This window comes from Marinobacter sp. MA (assembly GCF_048298425.1).
Taxonomy (GTDB): domain Bacteria; phylum Pseudomonadota; class Gammaproteobacteria; order Pseudomonadales; family Oleiphilaceae; genus Marinobacter; species Marinobacter salsuginis.
In genome coordinates this window covers 2033670-2054807 of sequence record NZ_CP103058.1, presented here as the reverse complement: position 1 = coordinate 2054807, position 21138 = coordinate 2033670, and the positions used below count along the sequence as shown (strand labels likewise).

Genomic DNA, 21138 nt, shown 5'->3' with positions numbered 1-21138 from the left:
AACTACCGATATGATCGCTCCATGAAAAGCATAATAAAACATGACGCCTCGACTCCGCCTCGCTTGAGGGTGCTCCGTCGGAATGGCCTGGCAAGACGATATCTGTTCAGCGCACTGTTAATTGCCCTCGTGCCACTTATCGTCCTGGCGTTCATGTATGACACCCAGTATGTGAAAGCACTTGAAAAGGTGACTGAAAGTCGAACAAACGCACGACTTGCTGGTGCCGAGAACCTCTTGAGAACTTTTCTCCAGGAGCGAATCTATGAGCTTGAGGCTCTTGCCGACATACCTGAGGTTTTCGAGTGGTTAACCACGGCCAGCCCCAATGAGGAGCCAGGTGCGGAGGTAATGACACAGCTTCGCCAGGCCCTCGATAGTCCTCATCTGTACGGGGTAGTCGTAAAACCCTCCAGATTTGAGGTTCCTTTGTGGTACCTGACACAAACGTTGCTGGATCAAGTGGCATTAGATCAGCTACCTCTCACTCCGTTTGCCAACGGAGAAATCATCGGCCCCGCCCTGCCAACTGAGAATCGGCCCGGCTGGTTTATTCTCAGACTCAGTCCGACGGGGCTTAATCCAACCCCGGAGGCTTGGGTAGGTCTGGTTGTCCGTCTTGCAAGCCTCACCGATCAGGTAAAGGACCTCAGCCTCACTGGCTTGCAGAACCCTCTTGTCGTAACCCCCCAAGACGTGCCGATAACTGCCGTAGGCAACATACCCGGAGACTCCTCCTCTTCCGCTAAAGACATCGATTCAAACGATTTTATCGAAGGCTGGCACATACGCCTTCAATGGTTGGGCGACCCGTTGTTAGGGCCCCTGGAATCCGCAAGATTCGGGTTAATCTTTCTGGCTTCTGGAGCAGCTCTAGCCGTTATCCTGTTGTCCCGTCACCTCTCCAGAAGATTGGAAAAGCAGGTTACGCCGCTGATTGAGGGAGCTGACAGGGTGGCTGGCGGAGATTTCGATACTCCGCTACACACGGAGGGTACGGCGGAAATAGGTTATCTGGCTTTCGCTCTTGAGCGTATGCGGCTTCGTCTTCGTCGACTGGTGAAAAGCATGGTTGACGTTGAGCGACGTGCCATATTGGGGCAATTCTCCGCCGGTGTCGCGCACGAGATCAGAAACCCTCTCGCCACCATCAAAACTACCATTCAGGCCCTGTCACGGAAGGAGTCGGATCCCAAACGCCAAAAATTAATGGAGTCAGTTGACCATGAAATCGACCGAGTAAATGATGTTGTTCAACTGCTCCTGGATTATGCTCGCCCCAGAGAAGCCAAGGCGAACAAGGTCAATATTATCGACGTTGTTGAAACAGTTAAAATTCTTGCCGATGCCGTTGCGCATCGTCATGGGATCGAGTTGGTACAAGTCGAGCACGAGCCTGTTTACGCGTGGGCCGATTCGGCACAGGTCCGCCAGATAGTGATGAATCTGGTGATGAACGCAATTCAGGCGATGGAAGGTATTGGGGGCCGAGTTACCATAAGAACCAAACAGCAGGGCTTGGCAGTTTATGTTTCTGTCAGCGATAACGGCCCTGGTGTAAGCGCAGACCACCTGAGCCACCTGACAGAGCCGTTTTTCACAACGAAAACCAACGGCACTGGCCTAGGCCTGGCCATTTGCAGACAGCTCGCGCAGGCCAATCAAGGAAACCTTCGTTTCCAGAGCGTTTCCGGCGAAGGTCTGAAAGTCACTCTGAAACTGCCGCTTTATCTGAACAACGAGAACCAGGAAACAGTTTAATGCGAAAGCCAACCGTCCTCATCATCGATGACGAGAAAAATCTTGTCAGTAGTCTGATGTTTTCACTCGAAGAAGAAGAAATGACGGTTTTCGCCGCTTACGACGGAAAAAGCGGTCTCGCCGAGATTGAAAAACAAACACCAGACGTGGTCTTGCTCGATCTTAAATTGCCTGACCAATCCGGTTTTGAGGTTCTCGACCAGGTCCAGGCACTTCCTGCCCCGCCCGTCACGATCATGATTTCGGCCCATGGCGATACTCGCGCTGCGGTCGAGGCGGTCAAAAAAGGCGCACAGGATTACATCACCAAACCGTTTGACCTGGACGAACTGATTCTTTTAATTCAGCGCAATCACAAACATCGCCAACTTACAGAGGAAGTGGCATATCGGAGAGAGCGGGAATCTGAAGTTCATGGCCTTGTTGGCCACTCCTTAGCCATGCAAAAGCTGCTCGATCAAGTCGAGCGAATCGGTAAGAGCTCTGCGCGCACCATACTTCTCCAGGGACCATCGGGCAGCGGGAAAACCCTCATTGCGAAAGCTTTACACGCCACAAAAGACAAAGCCGCGCCGTTCGTATCCGTAAATTGCGCTTCGCTGCCTGAAAACCTGCTGGAAGCTGAACTGTTTGGCGCAGAGAAAGGAGCCTATACCGGTGCCGACAAACGCCGGACAGGCTTGGTTGAGTTAGCCAACGGGGGCACTCTTTTCCTGGATGAAATCGGTGAGCTGCCGCTAACCCTGCAGGCAAAATTATTAACCTTCCTCGAGACTCACCGTTTTCGCGCAGTGGGCGGTCAAAAAGAGATTGACGCGGATCTGCGTGTAATAGCAGCCAGTAACAGAGATCTGCAGACAGAAGCCCAAGCGGGAACATTTCGTGAGGACCTATTCTACCGTCTGAACGTTATGCCACTGACGATCCCGTCTCTGGCTGAGCGCAAGGACGATATCCCGGTTTTGACATCGAACTTCGTCACGGAGCTGGCAGCGCAAGAGGGCTGCAAGCCGATCAGGCTTACACCCGAAACCCTCACCAGACTCTGTAATTATGATTGGCCGGGAAATATCCGGGAACTCCGCAACACCATTGAACGACTCACCATATTGCATGCTGGTGAGCGCATTAGCGTTGATCGACTACCGCCCGAAATCATCGGCTCATCTGATCAAATACCCCCCCTGATGACCGGAAAGGATTCGGCCAGCAACGAAAGCCATGGATCCTTGACCAGTGAAATCGCAAAACGAGAGGCCCAGTGCATTCTGGACGCATTGGCGCAATCCAACGGCCGCAAAGGCGAAGCTGCAAATTCCCTTGGAATATCCAGACATGCCTTGAAAAGAAGGATGCAGAAACTGGGGCTCACCGGAGACGAACTGTGATCCCGATTTCCCGCAGCCGATTTATCGGCATCCTGGTTGCAATCTGTCAGTTGGTTCTTGTCACATTTGCAATGCCATCCAAGGCGCTGGAGTCTCTGGGGGCAAGCGAGGACACTGCGGATATTGTTGTTGGGTGCCTTTACCCCATGTCCGGGCGAGCTGGGGTCCTGGGTCGGGACTCAGTGGTAGGTATACGGCTCGCGCTTCAATACATTGAACAGCAGGGGGTGCCGACACTACCGCGTCTCAGGGTTTTGCTCGGTGATACCAAATCCAAACGTTCAACCGCCGTTACGATTGCCAAGCGGTTCATTGAAGAAGAGCGGGCGACATTCCTCTGTGGCGTTGTTAATTCGTCAGTTGCGATTCAGGTGACCGAAATTGCCGCTTCCGCGGATGCATTTTTTGTTGGTACAGACCACGCTTCGTCCAGACTCACCGATGAATTTTTCCACGATCGCTATTTCCGCGTGACGAACGACACCCGCCAATCGATGACAGCCGGAGCGCTGTTTATCAGAGACTACTTTGCTGACCACTTGAAGAAAAAACCGCTTCGAATTTCCTACCTGGGTCCGGACTACGAGTACGGTTATCAGGTATGGGCCGATTTTCGAGAAGCTTTGAATAAACTGGGCGTAGATTACGAGATTGCTGGTGCGCTCTGGCCCCGTTTAAGCGAGCCAGACTACAGTCACTACATCAATGAGCTGATCCGACAAAAACCGGATTTGGTCGTGAATAGCTTGTGGGGAGGTGATTTCGTCGCTTTTGTCACCCAGGCGACTGACACCAGGCTGTTTGATGTTTCCCGCTTCGCCAACTTTGAAAAAGGTGGCGATTACGAGATCTTTGCTCACCTGGGCAATCGCATGCCTCTGGGATTGTTACTTGCATCCCGGCATCACAACAACTGGCCAGAAACAGATTTTAACCGGTGGTTTGTTCAGGAATTTCAGCGGCAGGCCGGCTACTACCCCTCCTCCGGAGCACAAGGTGCATTCACCGGCATACTCGCAATCGCCGAAGCAGCCCGCCAGGCAGGGGGTGACTACACAAACCTTGAAAACATCGAGAAAGCTTTTGAACAATTGAGCCTGACCACTCCAGAGGATCCGCCAGGTTTCCAATCCTCGATGGATCCGGTTACCCATCAAATCCGCCAAGTAATGGCGATTGGTGAGACGGTAGAGGACCCTCGCTTTCCTCCCGCAAAGGTAATGCTGGGTAATTGGCGAATCTATTACCCGTCTGATTACGAGCAAGTTCACTCGATAACACAATGAGCGGAATCCGCTCATTTACGCTCACCTAACATGAGCGCATTCCGCTCATCGACTTCATAAAATCTGATGCCGATTTCTATTTCCAATAAAAACATATAGTTAAGAAGATAGAATTTCTGGCATAGGGCGTGCAATCAGTCACAGGCCGGCTTGAAAACGTCGGGCAGGACACCGGAAAAAAACAATACTGGTGGTCCAACCAAACGACACAAGAACAACAGTCTGGAGATCTGATATGAAACGTCCCCTGCTTACCGCAGCGACGGTCGCCTGTGCCATGACGACAGGTGCCATGAGCCTCAACGTTTACGCCAATGAAGAGTACAAACTTGGCCTTGTAACCTTTCTTTCAGGCGCAGCTTCCGGGCCTTTCGGAATTCCCGCAAAGAACGCTGCGGACCTGGTAATCGATGCTATCAACGACGGCACACTTCCCGCCCCTATCGAAGGCAAGGGAATTGACGGTCGAATGATCACGCCTGTCTACGTTGACGAAGCTGGTGGAGCAACAAAACAAACCTCCGAATTTCGAAACCTTGTTGAGCGCGATGGCGTCGATGCGGTTGTAGGCTATATTTCCTCCGGTGACTGTCTGGCCATCCCGGCTGTCGCTGAAGAACTCAAGATGCTCACCGTATTGTTCGACTGCGGCACTCCTCGGGTCTTCGAGGAAGCTGACTACGAGTATGTTTTCCGCACCCACTCTACCGCCAGCATGGACAACATCGCGGCGGCCCGCTACGTTCATGAAAACATTCCCGACCTGGAATCTGTCGCAGGCATCAACCAGAACTACTCCTGGGGTCACGACAGCTGGCGCGACTTCACTGAGACTCTGAAGGTCCTGCGTGGCGGTGATATTGAGATCACAACAGAACAGTTCCCCAAATTGTTCGCGGGCCAGTACGGTGCCGAAATTTCTGCTCTACAGGTAAACTCCGCAGACGTAATTCACACCTCTTTCTGGGGCGGTGACACAGACGCGTTCGTACTCCAGGCGGCCGCTCGTGGTCTGCTGGCGGACAACCAGGTTATCTTCACTGCGGGCGAAACAGCACTCAACAGTCTTGGCGAGCACCTGCCGGACGGCGCCATCATAGGTGCCCGTGGCCCCTTCGGTCCGTTTGCCCCAGAGAGCGAACTAAACACCTGGTTCCAGACCGAGTTCACTGAGCGTTTCGGCACGCCGCCCACCTTCCCTGCCTACCACATGGCTCATGCGCTGATTGGCCTCAAGCTGGCCCAGGATAAGGCTGGAGTCGGTGCATCTACTGAAGAGGTGATCACTGCCTTCGAAGGTCTCGAATTTGACGGCCCGGGCGGCCGGGTTGAGATGAGCCGTGGTAACGGTCATCAGGCTGCAACAGAGATGGTCTACGGCCGCCTCAAGCGAGTAGACGGTGAAATCACCTTTACCGACATTACCCGCTACCCGGCAGATTGCGTCAACCCGCCGGAAGGCGCAGAGACCGTAGAGTGGATCAAAGCCGGCATGCCAGGTGCCGAGTGCAACTGAATCCACTGATCTAGCAACATGCTCATCGGGACCACCCGGTCCCGATGAGGCTTTCCAACGATCTTTCACTCCTCCCCGACCGGAAGATGGCCCGGACGGCAGGCGAGGTCTGTGCGAAGCATCGGGAGTCTTACAATGAAACAACTTCTTGCAATACTGGTGGATGGTTCAGTCTATGCCTCATGGCTGTTCATCATTTCTGCCGGTCTCACCCTGATTTACGGGGTCATGCGAATACTCAATATGTCTCATGGCAGCTTTTACGCCCTTGGTGCGTACTCGGGCGCCGCCATGGTTGGCTGGTACTTCTCCACCGGCTCCGTTCCCTGGTTCAGCTTCGTCGCGTTGATCGCTGCCGCTCTTGTCGCCGGTATTTCCGTGGGACTTCTTGTAGAACGCGGTCTCCTTCGCTTCATGTACGGCAGGGATGAAGTCGTGATGATTCTGGTCACCTACGGCGTCCTGCTCATCATGGAAGATGCCATCAAGCTTATATGGGGTGTTGAGCCCTACTTTGCTTACCAGCCCTATACCCTTTTGGGTCGAACCAAGTTCGCCGGTTTATCGTTCGCCAATTACGATTTCATGCTTATCGGCGTGAGCATCTTGATCGGTATCGCCCTCTGGTATGGCCTGAACCGCACCCGCAACGGGAAACTCCTTCGAGTCGTAATTCACGATCGTGAGATAGCCAGTGCACTTGGCATTAACGTCGCGCGAATTTTCACAATCACCTTTTTGATTGGCGCTGGTATCGGTTCTCTAGCCGGTGCTCTCACTGCGCCGGGCCTCTCCGTGGTGCCGGGCATGGGCATTGAAGTGATTGTGCTTGCATTCGCAGTGGTAGTGATTGGTGGCCTTGGCAGCATCACTGGCGCCCTTGTAGGTGCTCTGATCGTGGGCATGGCCCGAGCTACAGCTGTACATCTCTACCCTGATGTCGAGTTGTTCGTTATCTACGCGGTCATGGGGCTTGTGCTGGCATTCCGTCCGCAAGGCCTGTTTGCTGTTGCCAACGCGAGGAAAATCTAATGAAAACGAGATCCCTAGCGCTTTTATCTGTGCTCGGGTTGGCCGTCATTGTTGGTGGCCTCCTGCTACCACAGTGGATGTCTTACCTGTTTACCATTGCCATGGGCAAAGGCCTCGTAGTTCTCGGGCTGGTCCTTCTCATGCGAGCCGGCCTGGTCTCCTTTGGCCAAGGTCTGTATTACTGCGTGGGTGCATACGTTGCGGGCATGCTGACCCAATTTGCAGACGTCACTGACATCCTGGTCATAATGCTCGCCTCGGTTGCCGTCAGCGTTGCCATAGCCGCCATCATCGGCCTGCTACTCTGCCGCTACCGTGAAATCTTCTTCGCCATGTTTTCGATGGCGTTCTCGATGATTCTTTATGGCTTGCTGGTTCGCAACCAGTTCCTTGGATCCACCGATGGTTTTAACGTTGCCAATCCGAGCCTGTTGGGCTGGACGCCGGGTGCAGAAGCTTCATCAGATCTGGTGCTGGTTGTAGCGGTAATCCTTGTAATCACTCTTGGAACCGTTGCATGGCGGTACCTGAAATCGCTTTCCGGTTACGCCGGAGAAGCCGTCAGAGAAAACGAAATCCGGTTGGAGTACCTGGGCGGCTCTGTGTTCCGCGTGGTGTATGTGAAGTACATAATCGCGGCGGCTTTAGCGGCTATTGGGGGCACCATTACCGCTTTGGTAAGCGGTCACGTTGATCCGGAGATGGCGTACTGGACCACTTCCGGGGAGTTTGTGTTTATCGCTCTGATGGGCGGTACTGCTCATGTTGCGGCACCACTGGTTGCAGCCGTTCTGTTTGAGGCCTTGCGCACCTATGCGTTCGCCGTTGCCCCATACACCTGGCAAATGATTCTTGGCTTTGCCCTGTTGGCAATCATTATTTTCATGCCATCCGGTCTGTGGTCACTGGTCGAACGCTTCCAGAACAAGAAAGCGGGGAAAACGTCATGAGCGCTTTGCTGAAAACTGTAAACCTGGAACGAACTTTTGGTGCCGTAACTGCAGCGACTGACATCAATGTCGAACTGAATTCCGGCGAAGTCGTTGGCGTCATCGGTTCCAATGGCGCCGGCAAAACTACCTTCATTAATATGGTGACTGGCTATATTCAACCCTCCGGTGGCGACATTCTCGTGCGCGGCCAATCCATCATCGGGAAATCCCCCAGGGACGTCTCGCTGGCCGGCGTAGGGCGCTCCTTTCAGGTGCCTCAACTATTCCAGGAATTAACGGTTCTGGAAAACATGCTGATTGCTTTCGGTTTCTCAGTCGATCGCAAATTGAGTTTTCTGAAGCCCCTGAGGTCCAAAGAAAAAGTCGAAAAAGCCCGAGCGGTACTGCGCGAATACGAAATTGAGCAGTATGCGGAGGAGGTGGTATCCACTCTGCCCCAAGGGGTTCGCAAGCTGTTGGACATTGCCATGGCTATGCTCGCTGAACCCGGGCTGATGCTGTTGGATGAGCCTACCTCAGGCGTTGCCATCGAAGACAAGTTCCTGCTGATGGATACCGTAATGGCAGCGGTTCGGAAAAGTGACGCTGCAACAATGTTCGTGGAACACGACATGGAGGTTGTTTTGCGTTACGCCGACCGGGTCCTCGCGTTTTACGACGGCCGGGTTCTTGCGGACGGTCCGACCCAAACCGTTCTGTCTGACCCCAAAGTGCAGGAATTGGTGGTGGGGCATCACCTCGATCTTGGCGAAAATGAGTCCAACACCAGCAAGGAGCCTGATCATGCTAGAACTTAAGAATGTCACGACGGAGATTGCCGGTACCACTATTCTCCGGGACGTTAGCTTTTCCGTCAGCAAGGGCTCTATGGTCGGTCTGATCGGACGCAACGGCGCGGGAAAAACCACCTCTCTCCGATCGATTATGGGTCTTATCAAGCCAAAAGCGGGCCAGATAGTGATCAATGGCGAGGACATGACCAATCAAGGTTCTTTTGAGCGAGCGGGCATGTCCATTGGCTACATGCCAGAGGATCGTCGTCTGGTACCGGATCTTACGGTCGAGGAAAATATCATGGCGCCAGCATGGGCCTGCCAACTCGTTAACGCAGAGGCCAGACTTGCCTGGATCTATGAAATGATGCCAGAGGTGGAGTCCTTCTCCGATCGCCGAGCGCTCCAGTTATCTGGCGGCCAACAAAAGCTCGTTGCCCTGGCCCGAGCAATGATGACTGGAACCAACTTGTTGCTACTGGACGAGCCGTTTGAGGGGGTGGCACCGGCACTCTCAAGACGGCTCGCCAGCGTCTTGAGCACACTGAAAGATGAAGGCCTGACCGTGTTACTTTCAGAATCGGACCAATCCCATTCCGCAGATCTTGTCGACAAAGCCTTTCAGATTGAGCGTGGAAGCGTCGAACCGATTGCGTCGCTGACCTAGGAGGAACAAATGTCTGCATTTACGTTTAACACTACCAAAAGCGTTATTTGCGAACCTGGCGCGATTAAGCGCCTCGGGGAAATCGTAAAAGAACAAATGGGTAAAAAGGTACTGCTCGTTACGGATCCCGGCCTGATCAAAGCAGGACTGCTCGATAGAGCGACAGGATCCCTAAACGAGGCAGGCGTGGAATACACGCTATTCGATGGCGTGGTCGCCGACCCCCCTGTATCGGTCGTGGAAGCAGCGTTAGCCGACGCGCGAGAAGCAGCGGTGGATGGGGTCATTGGGTTTGGTGGCGGTTCATCCATGGATGTTGCCAAACTGATTGCGCTTCTGATTGGCGGCGGAGAAAGGCTTGACGACGTTTACGGTGTTGGACAGGCCAAAGGCACACGATTGCCCCTGATTCAGATTCCAACGACAGCAGGAACGGGCTCAGAGGTCACCCCGATCTCAATCATTACCGTTGGTGAAACCGAGAAAAAAGGTGTTGTTGCGCCTCAGCTGCTTCCCGACATTGCTCTTTTGGACGCTGAATTGACCCTCGGGCTTCCTGCTCACGTGACCGCGGCTACCGGAATTGATGCCATGGTTCATGCAATCGAGAGCTATACCTCAGCTTCCGCAAACAACAATCCGGTTTCCAAGGCACTCGCTCGAGAAGCCCTCCGCTTGCTTGGAGCCAATATCGAGTCAGCAGTGAAGGACGGAACCGATGTCAGGGCTCGCTCTGACATGCTGCTGGGTGCCATGCTGGCCGGCCAGGCATTTGCCAATTCGCCCGTAGCGGCAGTGCATGCCCTGGCCTACCCGATCGGCGGAATCTTCCATGTACCCCACGGACTGTCCAACGCGCTGGTGCTCCCTCACGTGATGCGCTTTAACACCGAGACCTGCGGCGAAGCCTATGCCGTTCTGGCCACCGATGTCTTTCCGGATCTGGCTGACACCCCCAGCGATCAGAGGGTGAATCAGTTCATCGACCGCCTTGAGGCTCTCAGTGCTGACCTGGGGCTGGAGCAAACTCTGCGTGAGGTCGGGATTGGGGAGGCAGATCTGGCCACCCTGGCGTCGGATGCCATGAAGCAAACTCGGCTGCTTGTGAACAACCCCAGGGAAGTGTCTGAAACGGATGCCCTGGCAATCTACAAGGCCGCTTTCTGATTCGGCCATAGCATTGATTGAGGTTACTCATGTCTCTTGAATTAACGAATCGCGGACTTCTGCGCGAACAGGCTTACATCAATGGCCAATGGATAATGGCCAAGTCGGGGAAAACGTTTGCCGTGACCAATCCGGCCAACGGTGATCAGTTGGCAACGGTACCTGACATGGATGATACCGATACCCGTGCGGCCATTGAGGCCGCAGAAGCCGCATGGCCCGCATGGCGTTCCACCCCGGCCAAAGAGCGCGCGGGTATTCTGCGCAAATGGTTCGATCTGCTCATGGCAAACCAAGAAGATCTCGCTCGCCTGATGACCGCTGAGCAAGGGAAACCATTGGCGGAATCCCGAGGCGAAGTTGGTTACGGCGCAAGCTTTATCGAATGGTTCGCCGAGGAAGCCAAGCGGGCCTACGGCGATGTCATACCGGGGCATGCAAAAGACAAGCGCATCGTTGTTATCAAACAGCCGGTGGGCGTAGTCGCTGCCATCACACCGTGGAACTTTCCGATTGCAATGATCACTCGCAAAGTCGCGCCGGCACTCGCAGCCGGTTGTCCAGTGGTGGTAAAGCCAGCTGAAGATACTCCTCTTTCGGCCTTGGCAATCACCGCACTTGCTGAAGAAGCAGGCGTTCCACCCGGTCTGATCAATATTGTTACCTGCTCCAAACCGAATGCCGTTGCCGTGGGTGGAGAACTGACTGGCAATCCCATTGTGCGCAAGGTCTCTTTCACCGGATCTACTCCGGTTGGCAAGCTGCTCATGCGACAAGCCAGCGAATCGGTTAAAAAAGTCAGCCTGGAATTGGGCGGCAACGCTCCCTTCATTGTCTTCGACGATGCGGACCTTGATGCTGCCGTAGCCGGGTTGATGGCGTCAAAGTACCGGAATACTGGCCAGACTTGCGTTTGCGCCAACCGGGTTTACGTTCAGGCCGGCGTTTATGACGCTTTCACCGAAAAGCTGAAGGCTGCCGTCAGCAAAATGGTGGTTGGTCCGGGTCTTGAAGGCGAAACCCAGCAGGGTCCGCTGATCAACGACGCTGCGCTAAACAAGGTCAAACGACACATTGAAGACGCTACATCGAAGGGTGCCAAGGTAGCTTTGGGTGGACAGCCCCATGCCCTGGGCGGCACCTTCTTCCAACCCACGATTCTCACTCATGCGACCCAGGACATGCTTATCGCCCGCGAGGAGACGTTCGGGCCCGTTGCGCCCCTGTTCAGGTTCGAAACCGATGACGAGGCCATCTCGATGGCAAATGATTCCGAGTTCGGTTTGTCAGCCTATTTCTACAGCCGTGACATTCATCGGGTGTGGCGCGTAGCGGAAGAACTCGAATCAGGAATGATTGGAGTCAACGAAGGCATCATCTCGACGGAAGTAGCCCCATTTGGCGGAGTGAAGGAGAGTGGCCTCGGGCGGGAAGGTTCCCACTACGGTCTGGACGAGTACATGGAGCTCAAGTACCTGTGTCTTGGCGGTATGAAATAGCCCCTCAACTTCGCGAGGGCGTCCCGCTATCAGAAACAGGGGCGCCCCCGGTTCTAATCTTGGAGGACTAAAATGAACCGGCAGGACTTCACGGTTTTCTACCCCGTATACACCCGGTGGAAGGACAATGACGTATACGGGCATGTAAACAACGTTACCTATTACTCATATTTCGACTCAACGATCAATCGATACCTGATTGAGCGTGGTGGACTCGATATCCACTCGGCCAGGATCGTGGGCTATGTCGTAAGCTCATCCTGCCAATTCCGCAGTCCCGTTGCATATCCAGACTCAATTTCTGTCGGTCTCAGGGTATCGAAGCTTGGGAATAGTTCAGTCACTTATGAGCTGGCTGTTTTCCGCGAATTGGAAGAAGAAGCCGCAGCCCATGGTCAGGTAGTGCATGTTTTCGTGGATCGTGACCGGAATTGCTCAGTACCTATTCCTGAACAAATTCGGGACTGTCTAGAAGAAATCCTGCCCGCGCAGGCTAGTGCGGCAGAAACTTGAATGTCCTGAGGATAAAAATGAACAGCTCATTCGTCTATGCCCTGCTCATGTTGATCGCAGGTATCGGAATACCCGTGATGGCAACGCTCAACGGAGGACTCGGCGCGAGACTTCAGAGCCCAGCCCTGGCCGCAACGATCCTCTTTTTCGTTGCCCTGGTTTTAGCGATTTCTTATTTGGTCACCACCGAGGGGCTTCCCGACAAACTTTTCCCGGGCAATGTCCCCGTGTACTTCTATTTCGGCGGCTTTTTTGTTCTCTTTTACATCCTAACCATCACCTGGGTAGCGCCTCGCTTTGGGATATCCAACGCTATTGCATTCGTTTTGCTGGGACAACTCATCGCGATGAGTCTCATCGACCACTTTGGTTTGATGGGCGTGCAAAAATTCACGATGAACCTTAAGAGGCTTACCGGGCTGGGAGTGATGACAATTGGCGTTTTCCTGGTGCTGAACAAAGTACCGGGCGGGGCCAGGTAGAGAGCTGATGTCTGCTCTTTAGTCCGGCCAATGACGGCTATTAAACAAAAGCGAAAATTCGCGCGCCCAAGACCCAACAGAGGGCTTGTCACCCCGGGAATACCTTGCGAAGCACCAACGTACGGAAAACTCTAATCAGCGGTGTAACTGGACTAGAGATGTTTACACATGATTGACCTGACACTGAGGCATGTTTAGTGCTTTCTTTAGTCGTCCGAACCCATGCGATCCGGACTTGGTATGCTGTCAAAATACTCCGAGCGTATTTGGTCAATAATTCCACTCGACCGCATTTCACTCAATACCTTATCAAGTGGCTCCACAAGGCTGAGATTTTTTTTATGTAGATAATGGTAAAGCGGTTCTGAATGAAGCACGGGGCTTACTATCCGAACATTCGAAACTGGTGAATGTAAAACGGAGATTTTCGCATTGGTTTCGGGAAGCAAAGTGTATTTGGCTCTACCTCGACTTACCATCGCTAGCGCTTGGCTTATGTTTACAACAAATATGCACTCAATGCGATGTGCACTGACCAACGTCTCCACTATTACATTCCCTCTTACACACAGTGGATTGTCTCGAATATTCTCAACTCTTTGGATATTAGCGCTATTCTTTTGTGCAAGCGCAACTACATTAACGACGTTTATTGCTGTCGGTATAGGATGCAAATTAGGGTAGATTGAACTGAGATTGGCAACACGCGAAACTTCACCATCGTATTTCCCATTGTTTGCGGACATCAATGAGCGAAGATTTGGTAATTCATGGACCACTAACTCATAACCCAATTTGTCGTAAGCTTTTCGTAGTACTTTAATAGAAATATCTTGAACAAAAGCTTTTTCGGGGGCTGCCAAATGAATGGTTGGCCTTGGTAGAACGCTCCCTGATAATGCTTGACCAAATCGTTTATTCGAGTCTCGCAGAGCAGGCCCGTCCAACAGCACCTCGAATTCATCGGTGGAGCGGTATTGAGTTGACGCTAAACCATCGTCGCCCTCAGCCGCCTCCCTTCCTGGATCCGCCATCGTTACCGTTGTAAAGACGCTAATACCAGCATACAGAAACACGATAAGCCATTCCCTGAAGAAGCTCCGTGGAAGAACTATTGCGGCTTTGGACCGGCCAAGAAACACCGTTTTCATGTTTGCACCTTAGCAAACATTCACGGGCCGCGGGTATCCACCCTATCATGAGCACATTCTGGCCCAAGAAACTGAAGCCTTAGGGCATCAACCGGTACCGGTACTAAATGCTATCAGCGAGAGAGTGAAAGGCTGATTTTCTGAGTAAAAATTAGGGCTTAAATATGGCAAATAGTGAGGGATTATTCGGGCCTGCGGCCCTCACCCCTTCGGGGCCGTCGTCGTTTTGCTCCGACGTTCCTCAGCCTGCTTTGCAGGCTTCGGTCGAACCCGCGAGGGTTCTTTCTACCCTGCCAATCAGCCAATAAAAAACCCCAGCATTTCTGCTGGGGTTTTGTATTGGCGGAGAGGGAGGGATTCGAACCCTCGAAACGCTATTAACGTTTACACACTTTCCAGGCGTGCGCCTTCAGCCACTCGGCCACCTCTCCAATAAACTGTTTCAAATCAGCGATGTCGTCGCTCATTTGAGGGCGCAAACTTTAATGGTTTTATGGGCGGTTGGCAACTCCCTGGCGGAAAATCGTCGAAAAAATTACTGCCTGGACGTTTTTGTGTTTACCGGTTGAACAGATTCAGGGCTATCGTTAACACAATGCGGACAGGAATCATCAAAGCAATCGGGAGATAATAAAAATGCTGATGAAAGCCGAGCAATCGACACTGGTGCTCATCGATGTTCAGGATAAGCTGATGCCCGCCATCAGCCACGGTGATGAAGTGGTGGACCGGTGCATCGTTCTGGCCACCATTGCCGGGCTTATGGAGGTTCCTGTGTTGGGAACGGAGCAATTGCCTGACAAGCTTGGGCATAACGTTGAAGCCATTCGGGAGTTGTGTAACACGACCCTGGCCAAGCACCATTTTGATGCCTGCCCGGATGGACTCGTTGATCAGCTACCCGAAGGCCGACAGCACATTGTCATAGGCGGTTGCGAGACCCATGTCTGTATGATGCAGACCGCTCTGAGCCTGATTGATGCGGGTTACAAGGTCTGGGTGGTGGCGGATGCGACCGGGTCCCGTAACGAGTTTGATCGCGATGTTGCGCTGGACCGCCTCAGCGAGAGCGGCGCAAGGATCGTAACGCTTGAAATGGTCGCGTTCGAGTGGATGCGCCATTGCAAGCATCCGCAGTTCCGGAACATCCAGGCCCTGATCAAATAGAGGCATCCACTGTGCAGCTACATACGTAGACAATCGCCTCAGTCACAGGTGGTTTTCGAGGTTCACAATGCTCAATATGGACTTTTCCAAGAAGGTTGTCGTTCGCACCACCGAGGAGGAGTGGGTTCCCAGCCCCGCGGGAGGTGTTCTGAGAAAGCCCCTGGCCCGTGAGGAGGCCGAACGTGGGCATGCCACCAGCGTCGTCCGATACGAGCCCGGAGCCTCCTTCAAGCGACACGAGCACCCCCTGGGCGAGGAGATTCTGGTTCTGGAAGGCGTGTTTTCCGACGAGACCGGCGATTATCCGGCCGGCACCTATTTGCGCAATCCGCCCGGCAGCGGACACGCCCCGTTCAGCAAGAAAGGTTGCATCCTCTTGGTCAAACTTCATCAGTTCGATGAGCGTGATCAGTCGACGGTGCGCATCGACACCCGCAATACTCCGTGGCTCCCGGGTATCGGAGGGCTAGAGGTAATGCCTCTACACGAGTTCGAGCACGAGCACGTCGCCCTGGTGAAGTGGCCGGCCAAGGAGATGTTTCAGCCCCATCGGCACTTCGGCGGTGAGGAAATTTTTGTGCTGTCCGGAGAATTCTGTGACGAGCACGGGCGCTACCCCGCCGGCACCTGGATTCGCAGCCCGCATATGAGTCAGCATCACCCGTTCGTGGACGAGGAAACGATTATCTGGGTAAAAACCGGTCATCTACCGATCGAAGCGCATTAAAAAAGGGCCCCGGAGGGCCCTTAAGAGGCTAAGAGATCGCTGTGTGTTGCCAGTTGTGCCTGCTGAATGCGTCGTTGCTTGCGCCCTCTGACACCGGGCTGAAGAGTGCCTCTTCGTCCGCGGGGACCGCAAACACGTGATACGCCTCAGGGCCAAATGGATCCAGAGCGGTGTCGACATACTCGAAGCTGTCCGGCACGGGTTCACCCGAGAAAGCGACACGGAACTGGCGATCCAGGGTCGGTGTGGTCACGCTCAGGGGCTGCTCTACCCAAAGGTAAACGGCCTTGTGGGGCACGATGTATTCGCTGCGCACCACCCTGTAACCCTCTTTGAGCGTGAGCGTGGTCGGCTCCTTGCCCGGTTCCAGACGGAATTTGTGGATGGTTTTCATAGCTGCTGCTCCTCTTCGGGTTGCTGCCTTTCACAACTCCATCATGAACAGGAACAGAATTCGATAAAATAAGCTTTTGTGAGCTTTTACCTTCGTTTTTTTCGATGCTATCAGGTTTCTCTGCTGTCAGCATGAGCCTCTACGATCGCCCGAACACCTTCGTGGGCGGTTTTTCGGCCCCGGGTGATGGCAAACAACTCATCCATTACCTCATCGATTGAGGCAATCTGCTCTACCTCATACTGACGACACACCTCCTCTCGGATTGATGTTGGTGCGGCAAAAACGCCATAGCCCTGGCTGCCAAACACTTTGATCAGGGCGCTATCGTCGACACGGGCAACGAGTTTCATGCGGACCCCGTTCAGGGAGAACCAGTTCATCAACCGCTCGAAGTAAGGGGCGTCGGTGGCGTTGGCCAGCAGCGGCTGCCCATTGAGGGATTCCGGAAACCCTTTCCTCAGCTTTTTCGCGAGCTTCGGTGCGGCATACAGACTCATGCTGGACCCCGAAAGGGGATGCACTGTGAGGTTGCCATCTTCTTGCAGTTTCGGCATGCGGTCAGTCAGCACAAGGTCCAGCTCCTTGCGCTTCAGGCTCAGCACCAGGTCCTCGGTCCGGCCCGTCTGGCATTCCAGCTGAACGGAGCGCTCACCTGCCATGGCCGGTTGCAGCAGGTAATAGGCAATCAATTTGTGAATGGAAGCCGATACGCCGGCGCGCAGGGTCAAGGGACGCTCGGAAGGATCAAGCCGGAGGGTCTCAGCAAGCTCGCCAGTCAGGGCGAAAATATCATCGGCGTAGCCGAGAATCAGCCGGCCAAGGTCCGTGAGAATAAGCTTGCGTCTCTCCCGGGAAAACAGGCGACCACCCACCGACGCCTCAAACGTCGCCAACTGACCGCTGAGCGTCTGCGGAGCCAGCTCGAGGACCTCGCTGGCGCGCGCGATCGACCCTTCCCTACTGATTACCCAGAAATAATACAGGTGGCGAAGATTCAGCTGTTCCATGGATCTGCCCTGTCAGCGTCAGGAGGGCCGCGGAATTTTGAGAATCTCACCGAAGGTGACATATTCGCTCCCACCCAGGCGGCCAATGGGATCAATCGCAGCGCCGTCGAAGGTCAGACGATTCTTGTCATCGTAACGGGCCGCCGCATCCGATACCCAGACCCGGGTAACCTTCCCGAATACCAGCGACTGCGGCGCTGCACCAATTTCCTTGATGTCATAAAGCTCGCAGGCAAAGGCGACGTGACAGTCCTTGAGCCGGGGCAAGCCTGTACCCTCGAAATCCACCAGCTCCAGATCAAGATTTTTGAGCTCCGATTCGCCATGGGGCAGCGTTCGTGAGGATTCCGTAACGGCGGCGGCGAGATCCCGATGGGCTATGTGAACCACAAAATGCTTTCTTGCCTCAATATTGACCCGGCTGTCCTTGGAAACACCCTCGGCCGGTTTTTTACCAACCGAAATCATCAGCAGGGGTGGATTGCTGGTAATAGGCGTGAAAAAAGAGAACGGCGCCAGATTGAAGTCGCCGTCCGGATTTTCACTCAGCACCCAGGCCACCGGTCGGGGGATAACCGTCTGGGTCAGGATGTGGTAGGCGTCCTTCGGATCCATACCCTCGAAATCTATAAGCATTATTCACTCCCTTTGACGGCGGCTTCGGGCGCTCTTTCGCGCAACAGCCACAGAGTCATCAACAACCCGTGAATTATGAGGAATGGCACTGCAACCATAACCAGGCCGCCCCACCCCAGCCAGCTCAGAATAGCGCCGGCAGACAGCGCAGCGGTGGCCTGGGAGCCAAAGACCATCATGTCGTTCAGAGCCTGAACCCGGAAACGTTCGGCATCCCGGTACCCCCGGGGCAGCAGCGTTGTGCCGCCAACAAAGAGAAAATTCCAACCGACACCGAGTAACAGGAGCGCTGAAAGATAATGATGAAAACTCACGCCACTGGCCGCCAGGCCGATGCAGCCCAAATACGCCAGCAATCCCGCAGCCATCATCAGCGGTATGCCCACAACTCGGGTCAGCCAGCCGCTGATCAGCGAGGGTAAATACATGGCCATGATATGAAGCTGGATCACGCGCTTGGCGTCGTCCAGGTCGTGGCCTGCCATTTCCGTCATGCTCAATGGCGTTGCTGTCATGATAAAACTCATGACCGCATAGCCAATGGCGGCCGCACTGATGGCAGCCCAGACCAGTGGGTTGCCGAGAATTTCCCGCAGGGGGCGCCCGCCGCCGGGTTTTGATTCCTGAACACGCTCGGCGCCGGCCCGGTAGCCAGCACCAAGAATCAACAGGGCTGCGGCCTGAACCACGGCGAGCCCAACCCAGCTGATCAGAAACGGATACTGCTCGGCTGCGCCGCTTCCCAGCCCCGCCACTTCGGGCCCAAGCCAGGCCGCGACCAGACCACCCAGCAGCACACGGGCGGCGGCAGAGCCGGCCATACCCGGTGCCACGGATTCCATGGCGGCAAACCGGTATTGGTGAACGACCGCAAGGCCGGTACCACCGACCACAGCCGCCAGACACAGTAGTGAAAAAAGACCGGACCAGGAGGCCAACGCTCCGAGAAGACCGGCGAGGATGCCCATGACCGCACCGAGCAGCATCACGCGCTTGCGCCCCATGCGTTCCATCAACCAGGTTGCCGGTTTGATGGCCATTACAGTACCGACCACCACCAGACCGACGGGCAGCGTTGCATATTCAGGCGCTGGAGCCAGCAATCGTCCCTGGATGCTGCCGATAAACACAATAAAAGGCGCGGTGCACATGGCGAGCGCCTGGGCAGCAACCAGGACCCAGACATTAAGGGGCATGGGCTACTTTTTCCTGTAGATGATTCCGGGATGGCACTGCACCATCTCGTAGAGGTGAGGCAAACCGTTCAGCGATTCGGAGGCACCCAGAACAAGGTAGCCGCCGGGATTCAGGGTGGCGTGCATCCGGGTAAGGATGTCCTTCTTGAGATCTGCGGAAAAATAGATCAAAACATTCCGGCACATCACGATGTCGAACTTGCCGAGCATGTAGCGCTCAAGCAGGTTCAATTCCTTGAACTCCACCATACTCCGGATTTGCGGCTTGATTTGCCAGCCGCCATTCAGGGACGGGGTGAAGAACTGCTTTTGTCGCTCCGGTGACAGGCCCCGGCCAATGGCGATCATCTCGTATTCACCCTTGCGGGCGACTTCCAGAACGCTTTTGGAGATATCCGTGGCCGTGATTTTCACGTCGCGAAGCTTCCCGGGCCTCGCACGCCGGAATTCTTCCACGATCATGGCGATGGAGTAGGGTTCCTGACCTGTTGAGCAGGCCGCCGACCAGATACGAAGGGGTTGGGCGGTTTTGCGCTCAGCGAACTCGGGAAGCAGTTTTTCCTGGAGAATCCGGAAAGGGTGATTGTCGCGGAACCACAGGGTTTCATTGGTGGTCATCGCATCGATGACCACCTCCTTCAGGCCGCCCCGCCCGGGACGCTTGAGGCGATCAAGGAGTTCACCCAGGGTATTCAGACTGTTCTCTTCGAGAATCCTGCGCAGCCTGCTTTTTACCAGGTACTGTTTGTTCTCCCCGAGTAAAATCCCACAGGCATCCTGCAGGAACGATTTGAAGGCTTCATATTCCTGTGGCGTTATTTCCGCTTTCATTGGATCTCTGTTCTGAGTGAATCTTCGAGCGGCGCCATCAACCCTGGTCGATGATCTCCATCACCCGCTCCGCCAGCTCGTCCGGACTGAACTTTGCCATAAAGTCGTCGGCCCCGACCTTCTTCACCATCGCCTGATTGAACACACCACTGAGGGAGGTGTGGAGCATGACAAACATGTCTGCAAGGGCCGGGTCACCTTTCACCTTGGTGACCAGGGTATAACCATCCATTTCCGGCATCTCGACATCGGAGATAATCAATGAGAAATGATCCCGCGCCTTTGAACCGTCAGAAGTCACCTCCTTCAGGTATTCGAACGCCTGTTTGCCGTCGTTCTTTGTGATGACTTCCATCCCGATGGCAGTCAGGCAGCGCTCGATCTGCCGACGGGCCACTGAGGAGTCGTCCACGACCAGCACCGGGAGATGCCCCGGGACGCGATCCGCACTCTTGCTCAGAACCGCCTCGGTGACATCCTCACCAAGCGGAGAAACTTCTGCAAGAATCTTCTCTACATCAATGATTTCGACCAGCTTATCATCAATCTTGGTAACAGCGGTAAGGTACACATCGCGTCCTGCTCCCTTGGGCGGAGGCAGAATGTCTTCCCAGTTCATGTTCATGATCCGGTCGACGCCGGTGACCAGGAAACCCTGTGTCTTGCGATTGTACTCGGTAATGATGACAAAACTGGTAGCCAGCTCTTCCTGGGGAATGCCGGGCAAGCCAATGGCCATGCTCAGGTCAATGATGGGGATGGTCTCACCGCGGCTGTGAGCGACGCCACGAACAACAGGCCGACTGTTTGGCAGTGACGACAGTTTCGGACACTGCAGTACTTCTTTCACCTTGAAGACGTTGATCCCATAGATCTGCCTCCCCCTTAAGCGGAAAAGAAGGAGCTCCAGGCGATTCTGCCCTACCAACTGGGTTCGCTGGTTAACACTGTCCAATACCCCTGCCATTTCGATTCTCCTGGCCTGCCGG

General features: G+C 54.4%; 21 protein-coding genes and 1 tRNA gene. 14 read left to right on the top strand and 8 right to left on the bottom strand.

Annotated elements, in window-relative coordinates; genetic code table 11:
* Positions 1-153 precede the first annotated feature (153 nt).
* The 12 genes from NUW46_RS09550 (at position 154) to NUW46_RS09495 (ending at position 13037) form a co-directional block, all read left to right on the top strand.
* On the top strand, positions 154-1761 hold the full coding sequence (locus NUW46_RS09550; protein WP_418141944.1) for an ATP-binding protein: 1608 nt from the start codon (positions 154-156) through the stop codon (positions 1759-1761).
* Complete coding sequence (locus NUW46_RS09545) at positions 1761-3149, top strand: sigma-54-dependent transcriptional regulator (protein WP_418141943.1); 1389 nt, start codon at positions 1761-1763, stop codon at positions 3147-3149. Before NUW46_RS09550 ends, NUW46_RS09545 begins: the two co-directional genes overlap by 1 nt.
* Positions 3146-4435 (top strand): ABC transporter substrate-binding protein, encoded by a 1290-nt coding sequence (locus NUW46_RS09540; RefSeq protein WP_418141942.1) that lies wholly within the window; start codon positions 3146-3148, stop codon positions 4433-4435. The genes NUW46_RS09545 and NUW46_RS09540 overlap by 4 nt, the downstream gene beginning before the upstream one ends.
* 235 nt (positions 4436-4670) lie before the next feature.
* Positions 4671-5951, top strand: a complete 1281-nt coding sequence (locus tag NUW46_RS09535; RefSeq protein ID WP_418141941.1) for an ABC transporter substrate-binding protein — start codon at positions 4671-4673, stop codon at positions 5949-5951.
* Positions 5952-6086: 135 nt separating this feature from the next.
* Complete coding sequence (locus tag NUW46_RS09530; RefSeq protein WP_069185039.1) at positions 6087-6983, top strand: branched-chain amino acid ABC transporter permease; 897 nt, start codon at positions 6087-6089, stop codon at positions 6981-6983.
* Entirely contained in the window at positions 6983-7933 is a 951-nt protein-coding gene (locus tag NUW46_RS09525; protein ID WP_069185038.1) for a branched-chain amino acid ABC transporter permease, read from the top strand. The genes NUW46_RS09530 and NUW46_RS09525 overlap by 1 nt, the downstream gene beginning before the upstream one ends.
* Positions 7930-8733 carry an ABC transporter ATP-binding protein gene (locus tag NUW46_RS09520; RefSeq protein ID WP_069185037.1) on the top strand — a complete coding sequence of 268 codons (804 nt, stop codon included), beginning with the start codon at positions 7930-7932 and terminating at the stop codon, positions 8731-8733. The genes NUW46_RS09525 and NUW46_RS09520 overlap by 4 nt, the downstream gene beginning before the upstream one ends.
* Complete coding sequence (locus NUW46_RS09515; protein ID WP_069185036.1) at positions 8720-9376, top strand: ATP-binding cassette domain-containing protein; 657 nt, start codon at positions 8720-8722, stop codon at positions 9374-9376. Before NUW46_RS09520 ends, NUW46_RS09515 begins: the two co-directional genes overlap by 14 nt.
* Before the next feature lie 9 nt (positions 9377-9385).
* A complete protein-coding gene (locus NUW46_RS09510) occupies positions 9386-10543 on the top strand; it encodes an iron-containing alcohol dehydrogenase (RefSeq protein ID WP_418141940.1) in 1158 nt (385 codons plus the stop codon).
* 29 nt (positions 10544-10572) lie between these two features.
* On the top strand, positions 10573-12042 hold the full coding sequence (locus NUW46_RS09505) for an NAD-dependent succinate-semialdehyde dehydrogenase (RefSeq protein WP_069185034.1): 1470 nt from the start codon (positions 10573-10575) through the stop codon (positions 12040-12042).
* Between the two features lie 72 nt (positions 12043-12114).
* Positions 12115-12555 carry an acyl-CoA thioesterase gene (locus NUW46_RS09500; protein ID WP_418141939.1) on the top strand — a complete coding sequence of 147 codons (441 nt, stop codon included), beginning with the start codon at positions 12115-12117 and terminating at the stop codon, positions 12553-12555.
* Positions 12556-12572: 17 nt separating this feature from the next.
* Complete coding sequence (locus NUW46_RS09495; RefSeq protein ID WP_418141938.1) at positions 12573-13037, top strand: DMT family transporter; 465 nt, start codon at positions 12573-12575, stop codon at positions 13035-13037.
* A 206-nt stretch (positions 13038-13243) separates the two neighbouring features.
* Here NUW46_RS09495 and NUW46_RS09490 read toward each other — a convergent pair whose 3' ends face one another.
* Both NUW46_RS09490 and NUW46_RS09485 read right to left on the bottom strand, forming a co-directional pair.
* Positions 13244-14188: a substrate-binding periplasmic protein gene (locus NUW46_RS09490; RefSeq protein WP_418141937.1), complete on the bottom strand. Its 945-nt coding sequence runs from the start codon at positions 14186-14188 to the stop codon at positions 13244-13246.
* A 340-nt stretch (positions 14189-14528) separates the two neighbouring features.
* Positions 14529-14619: transfer RNA gene (locus tag NUW46_RS09485), tRNA-Ser, on the bottom strand.
* A gap of 205 nt (positions 14620-14824) precedes the next feature.
* Here NUW46_RS09485 and NUW46_RS09480 point away from each other — a divergent pair.
* On the top strand, positions 14825-15355 hold the full coding sequence (locus tag NUW46_RS09480; RefSeq protein ID WP_418141936.1) for an isochorismatase family protein: 531 nt from the start codon (positions 14825-14827) through the stop codon (positions 15353-15355).
* A gap of 67 nt (positions 15356-15422) precedes the next feature.
* On the top strand, positions 15423-16082 hold the full coding sequence (locus tag NUW46_RS09475) for a cupin domain-containing protein (RefSeq protein WP_418141935.1): 660 nt from the start codon (positions 15423-15425) through the stop codon (positions 16080-16082).
* Between the two features lie 28 nt (positions 16083-16110).
* On the opposite strand, the gene NUW46_RS09470 is transcribed toward NUW46_RS09475, so the two are convergent.
* The 6 genes from NUW46_RS09470 to NUW46_RS09445 form a co-directional block, all read right to left on the bottom strand.
* Positions 16111-16476: a DUF7352 domain-containing protein gene (locus NUW46_RS09470; protein WP_418141934.1), complete on the bottom strand. Its 366-nt coding sequence runs from the start codon at positions 16474-16476 to the stop codon at positions 16111-16113.
* Positions 16477-16586: 110 nt separating this feature from the next.
* Positions 16587-17486 carry a LysR family transcriptional regulator gene (locus NUW46_RS09465; RefSeq protein ID WP_418141933.1) on the bottom strand — a complete coding sequence of 300 codons (900 nt, stop codon included), beginning with the start codon at positions 17484-17486 and terminating at the stop codon, positions 16587-16589.
* Between the two features lie 18 nt (positions 17487-17504).
* Positions 17505-18122, bottom strand: coding sequence for a flavin reductase family protein (locus NUW46_RS09460; protein ID WP_418141932.1), 618 nt, complete (start codon positions 18120-18122; stop codon positions 17505-17507).
* Entirely contained in the window at positions 18122-19318 is a 1197-nt protein-coding gene (locus NUW46_RS09455; RefSeq protein WP_418141931.1) for an MFS transporter, read from the bottom strand. The genes NUW46_RS09460 and NUW46_RS09455 overlap by 1 nt, the downstream gene beginning before the upstream one ends.
* A gap of 3 nt (positions 19319-19321) precedes the next feature.
* A complete protein-coding gene (locus tag NUW46_RS09450; RefSeq protein WP_069185024.1) occupies positions 19322-20149 on the bottom strand; it encodes a CheR family methyltransferase in 828 nt (275 codons plus the stop codon).
* A 37-nt stretch (positions 20150-20186) separates the two neighbouring features.
* Positions 20187-21116 carry a chemotaxis protein CheV gene (locus tag NUW46_RS09445; protein ID WP_418141930.1) on the bottom strand — a complete coding sequence of 310 codons (930 nt, stop codon included), beginning with the start codon at positions 21114-21116 and terminating at the stop codon, positions 20187-20189.
* Positions 21117-21138 lie beyond the last annotated feature (22 nt).

Coding starts and splice junctions, on each gene's coding strand:
- NUW46_RS09550 (WP_418141944.1), top strand. CDS start 154: ATGTATGACACCCAGTATGTGAAAGCACTTGAAAAGGTGACTGAAAGT.
- NUW46_RS09545 (WP_418141943.1), top strand. CDS start 1,761: ATGCGAAAGCCAACCGTCCTCATCATCGATGACGAGAAAAATCTTGTC.
- NUW46_RS09535 (WP_418141941.1), top strand. CDS start 4,671: ATGAAACGTCCCCTGCTTACCGCAGCGACGGTCGCCTGTGCCATGACG.
- NUW46_RS09530 (WP_069185039.1), top strand. CDS start 6,087: ATGAAACAACTTCTTGCAATACTGGTGGATGGTTCAGTCTATGCCTCA.
- NUW46_RS09525 (WP_069185038.1), top strand. CDS start 6,983: ATGAAAACGAGATCCCTAGCGCTTTTATCTGTGCTCGGGTTGGCCGTC.
- NUW46_RS09520 (WP_069185037.1), top strand. CDS start 7,930: ATGAGCGCTTTGCTGAAAACTGTAAACCTGGAACGAACTTTTGGTGCC.
- NUW46_RS09515 (WP_069185036.1), top strand. CDS start 8,720: ATGCTAGAACTTAAGAATGTCACGACGGAGATTGCCGGTACCACTATT.
- NUW46_RS09510 (WP_418141940.1), top strand. CDS start 9,386: ATGTCTGCATTTACGTTTAACACTACCAAAAGCGTTATTTGCGAACCT.
- NUW46_RS09505 (WP_069185034.1), top strand. CDS start 10,573: ATGTCTCTTGAATTAACGAATCGCGGACTTCTGCGCGAACAGGCTTAC.
- NUW46_RS09500 (WP_418141939.1), top strand. CDS start 12,115: ATGAACCGGCAGGACTTCACGGTTTTCTACCCCGTATACACCCGGTGG.
- NUW46_RS09495 (WP_418141938.1), top strand. CDS start 12,573: ATGAACAGCTCATTCGTCTATGCCCTGCTCATGTTGATCGCAGGTATC.
- NUW46_RS09490 (WP_418141937.1), bottom strand. CDS start 14,188: ATGAAAACGGTGTTTCTTGGCCGGTCCAAAGCCGCAATAGTTCTTCCA.
- NUW46_RS09480 (WP_418141936.1), top strand. CDS start 14,825: ATGCTGATGAAAGCCGAGCAATCGACACTGGTGCTCATCGATGTTCAG.
- NUW46_RS09475 (WP_418141935.1), top strand. CDS start 15,423: ATGCTCAATATGGACTTTTCCAAGAAGGTTGTCGTTCGCACCACCGAG.
- NUW46_RS09470 (WP_418141934.1), bottom strand. CDS start 16,476: ATGAAAACCATCCACAAATTCCGTCTGGAACCGGGCAAGGAGCCGACC.
- NUW46_RS09465 (WP_418141933.1), bottom strand. CDS start 17,486: ATGGAACAGCTGAATCTTCGCCACCTGTATTATTTCTGGGTAATCAGT.
- NUW46_RS09460 (WP_418141932.1), bottom strand. CDS start 18,122: ATGCTTATAGATTTCGAGGGTATGGATCCGAAGGACGCCTACCACATC.
- NUW46_RS09455 (WP_418141931.1), bottom strand. CDS start 19,318: ATGCCCCTTAATGTCTGGGTCCTGGTTGCTGCCCAGGCGCTCGCCATG.
- NUW46_RS09450 (WP_069185024.1), bottom strand. CDS start 20,149: ATGAAAGCGGAAATAACGCCACAGGAATATGAAGCCTTCAAATCGTTC.
- NUW46_RS09445 (WP_418141930.1), bottom strand. CDS start 21,116: ATGGCAGGGGTATTGGACAGTGTTAACCAGCGAACCCAGTTGGTAGGG.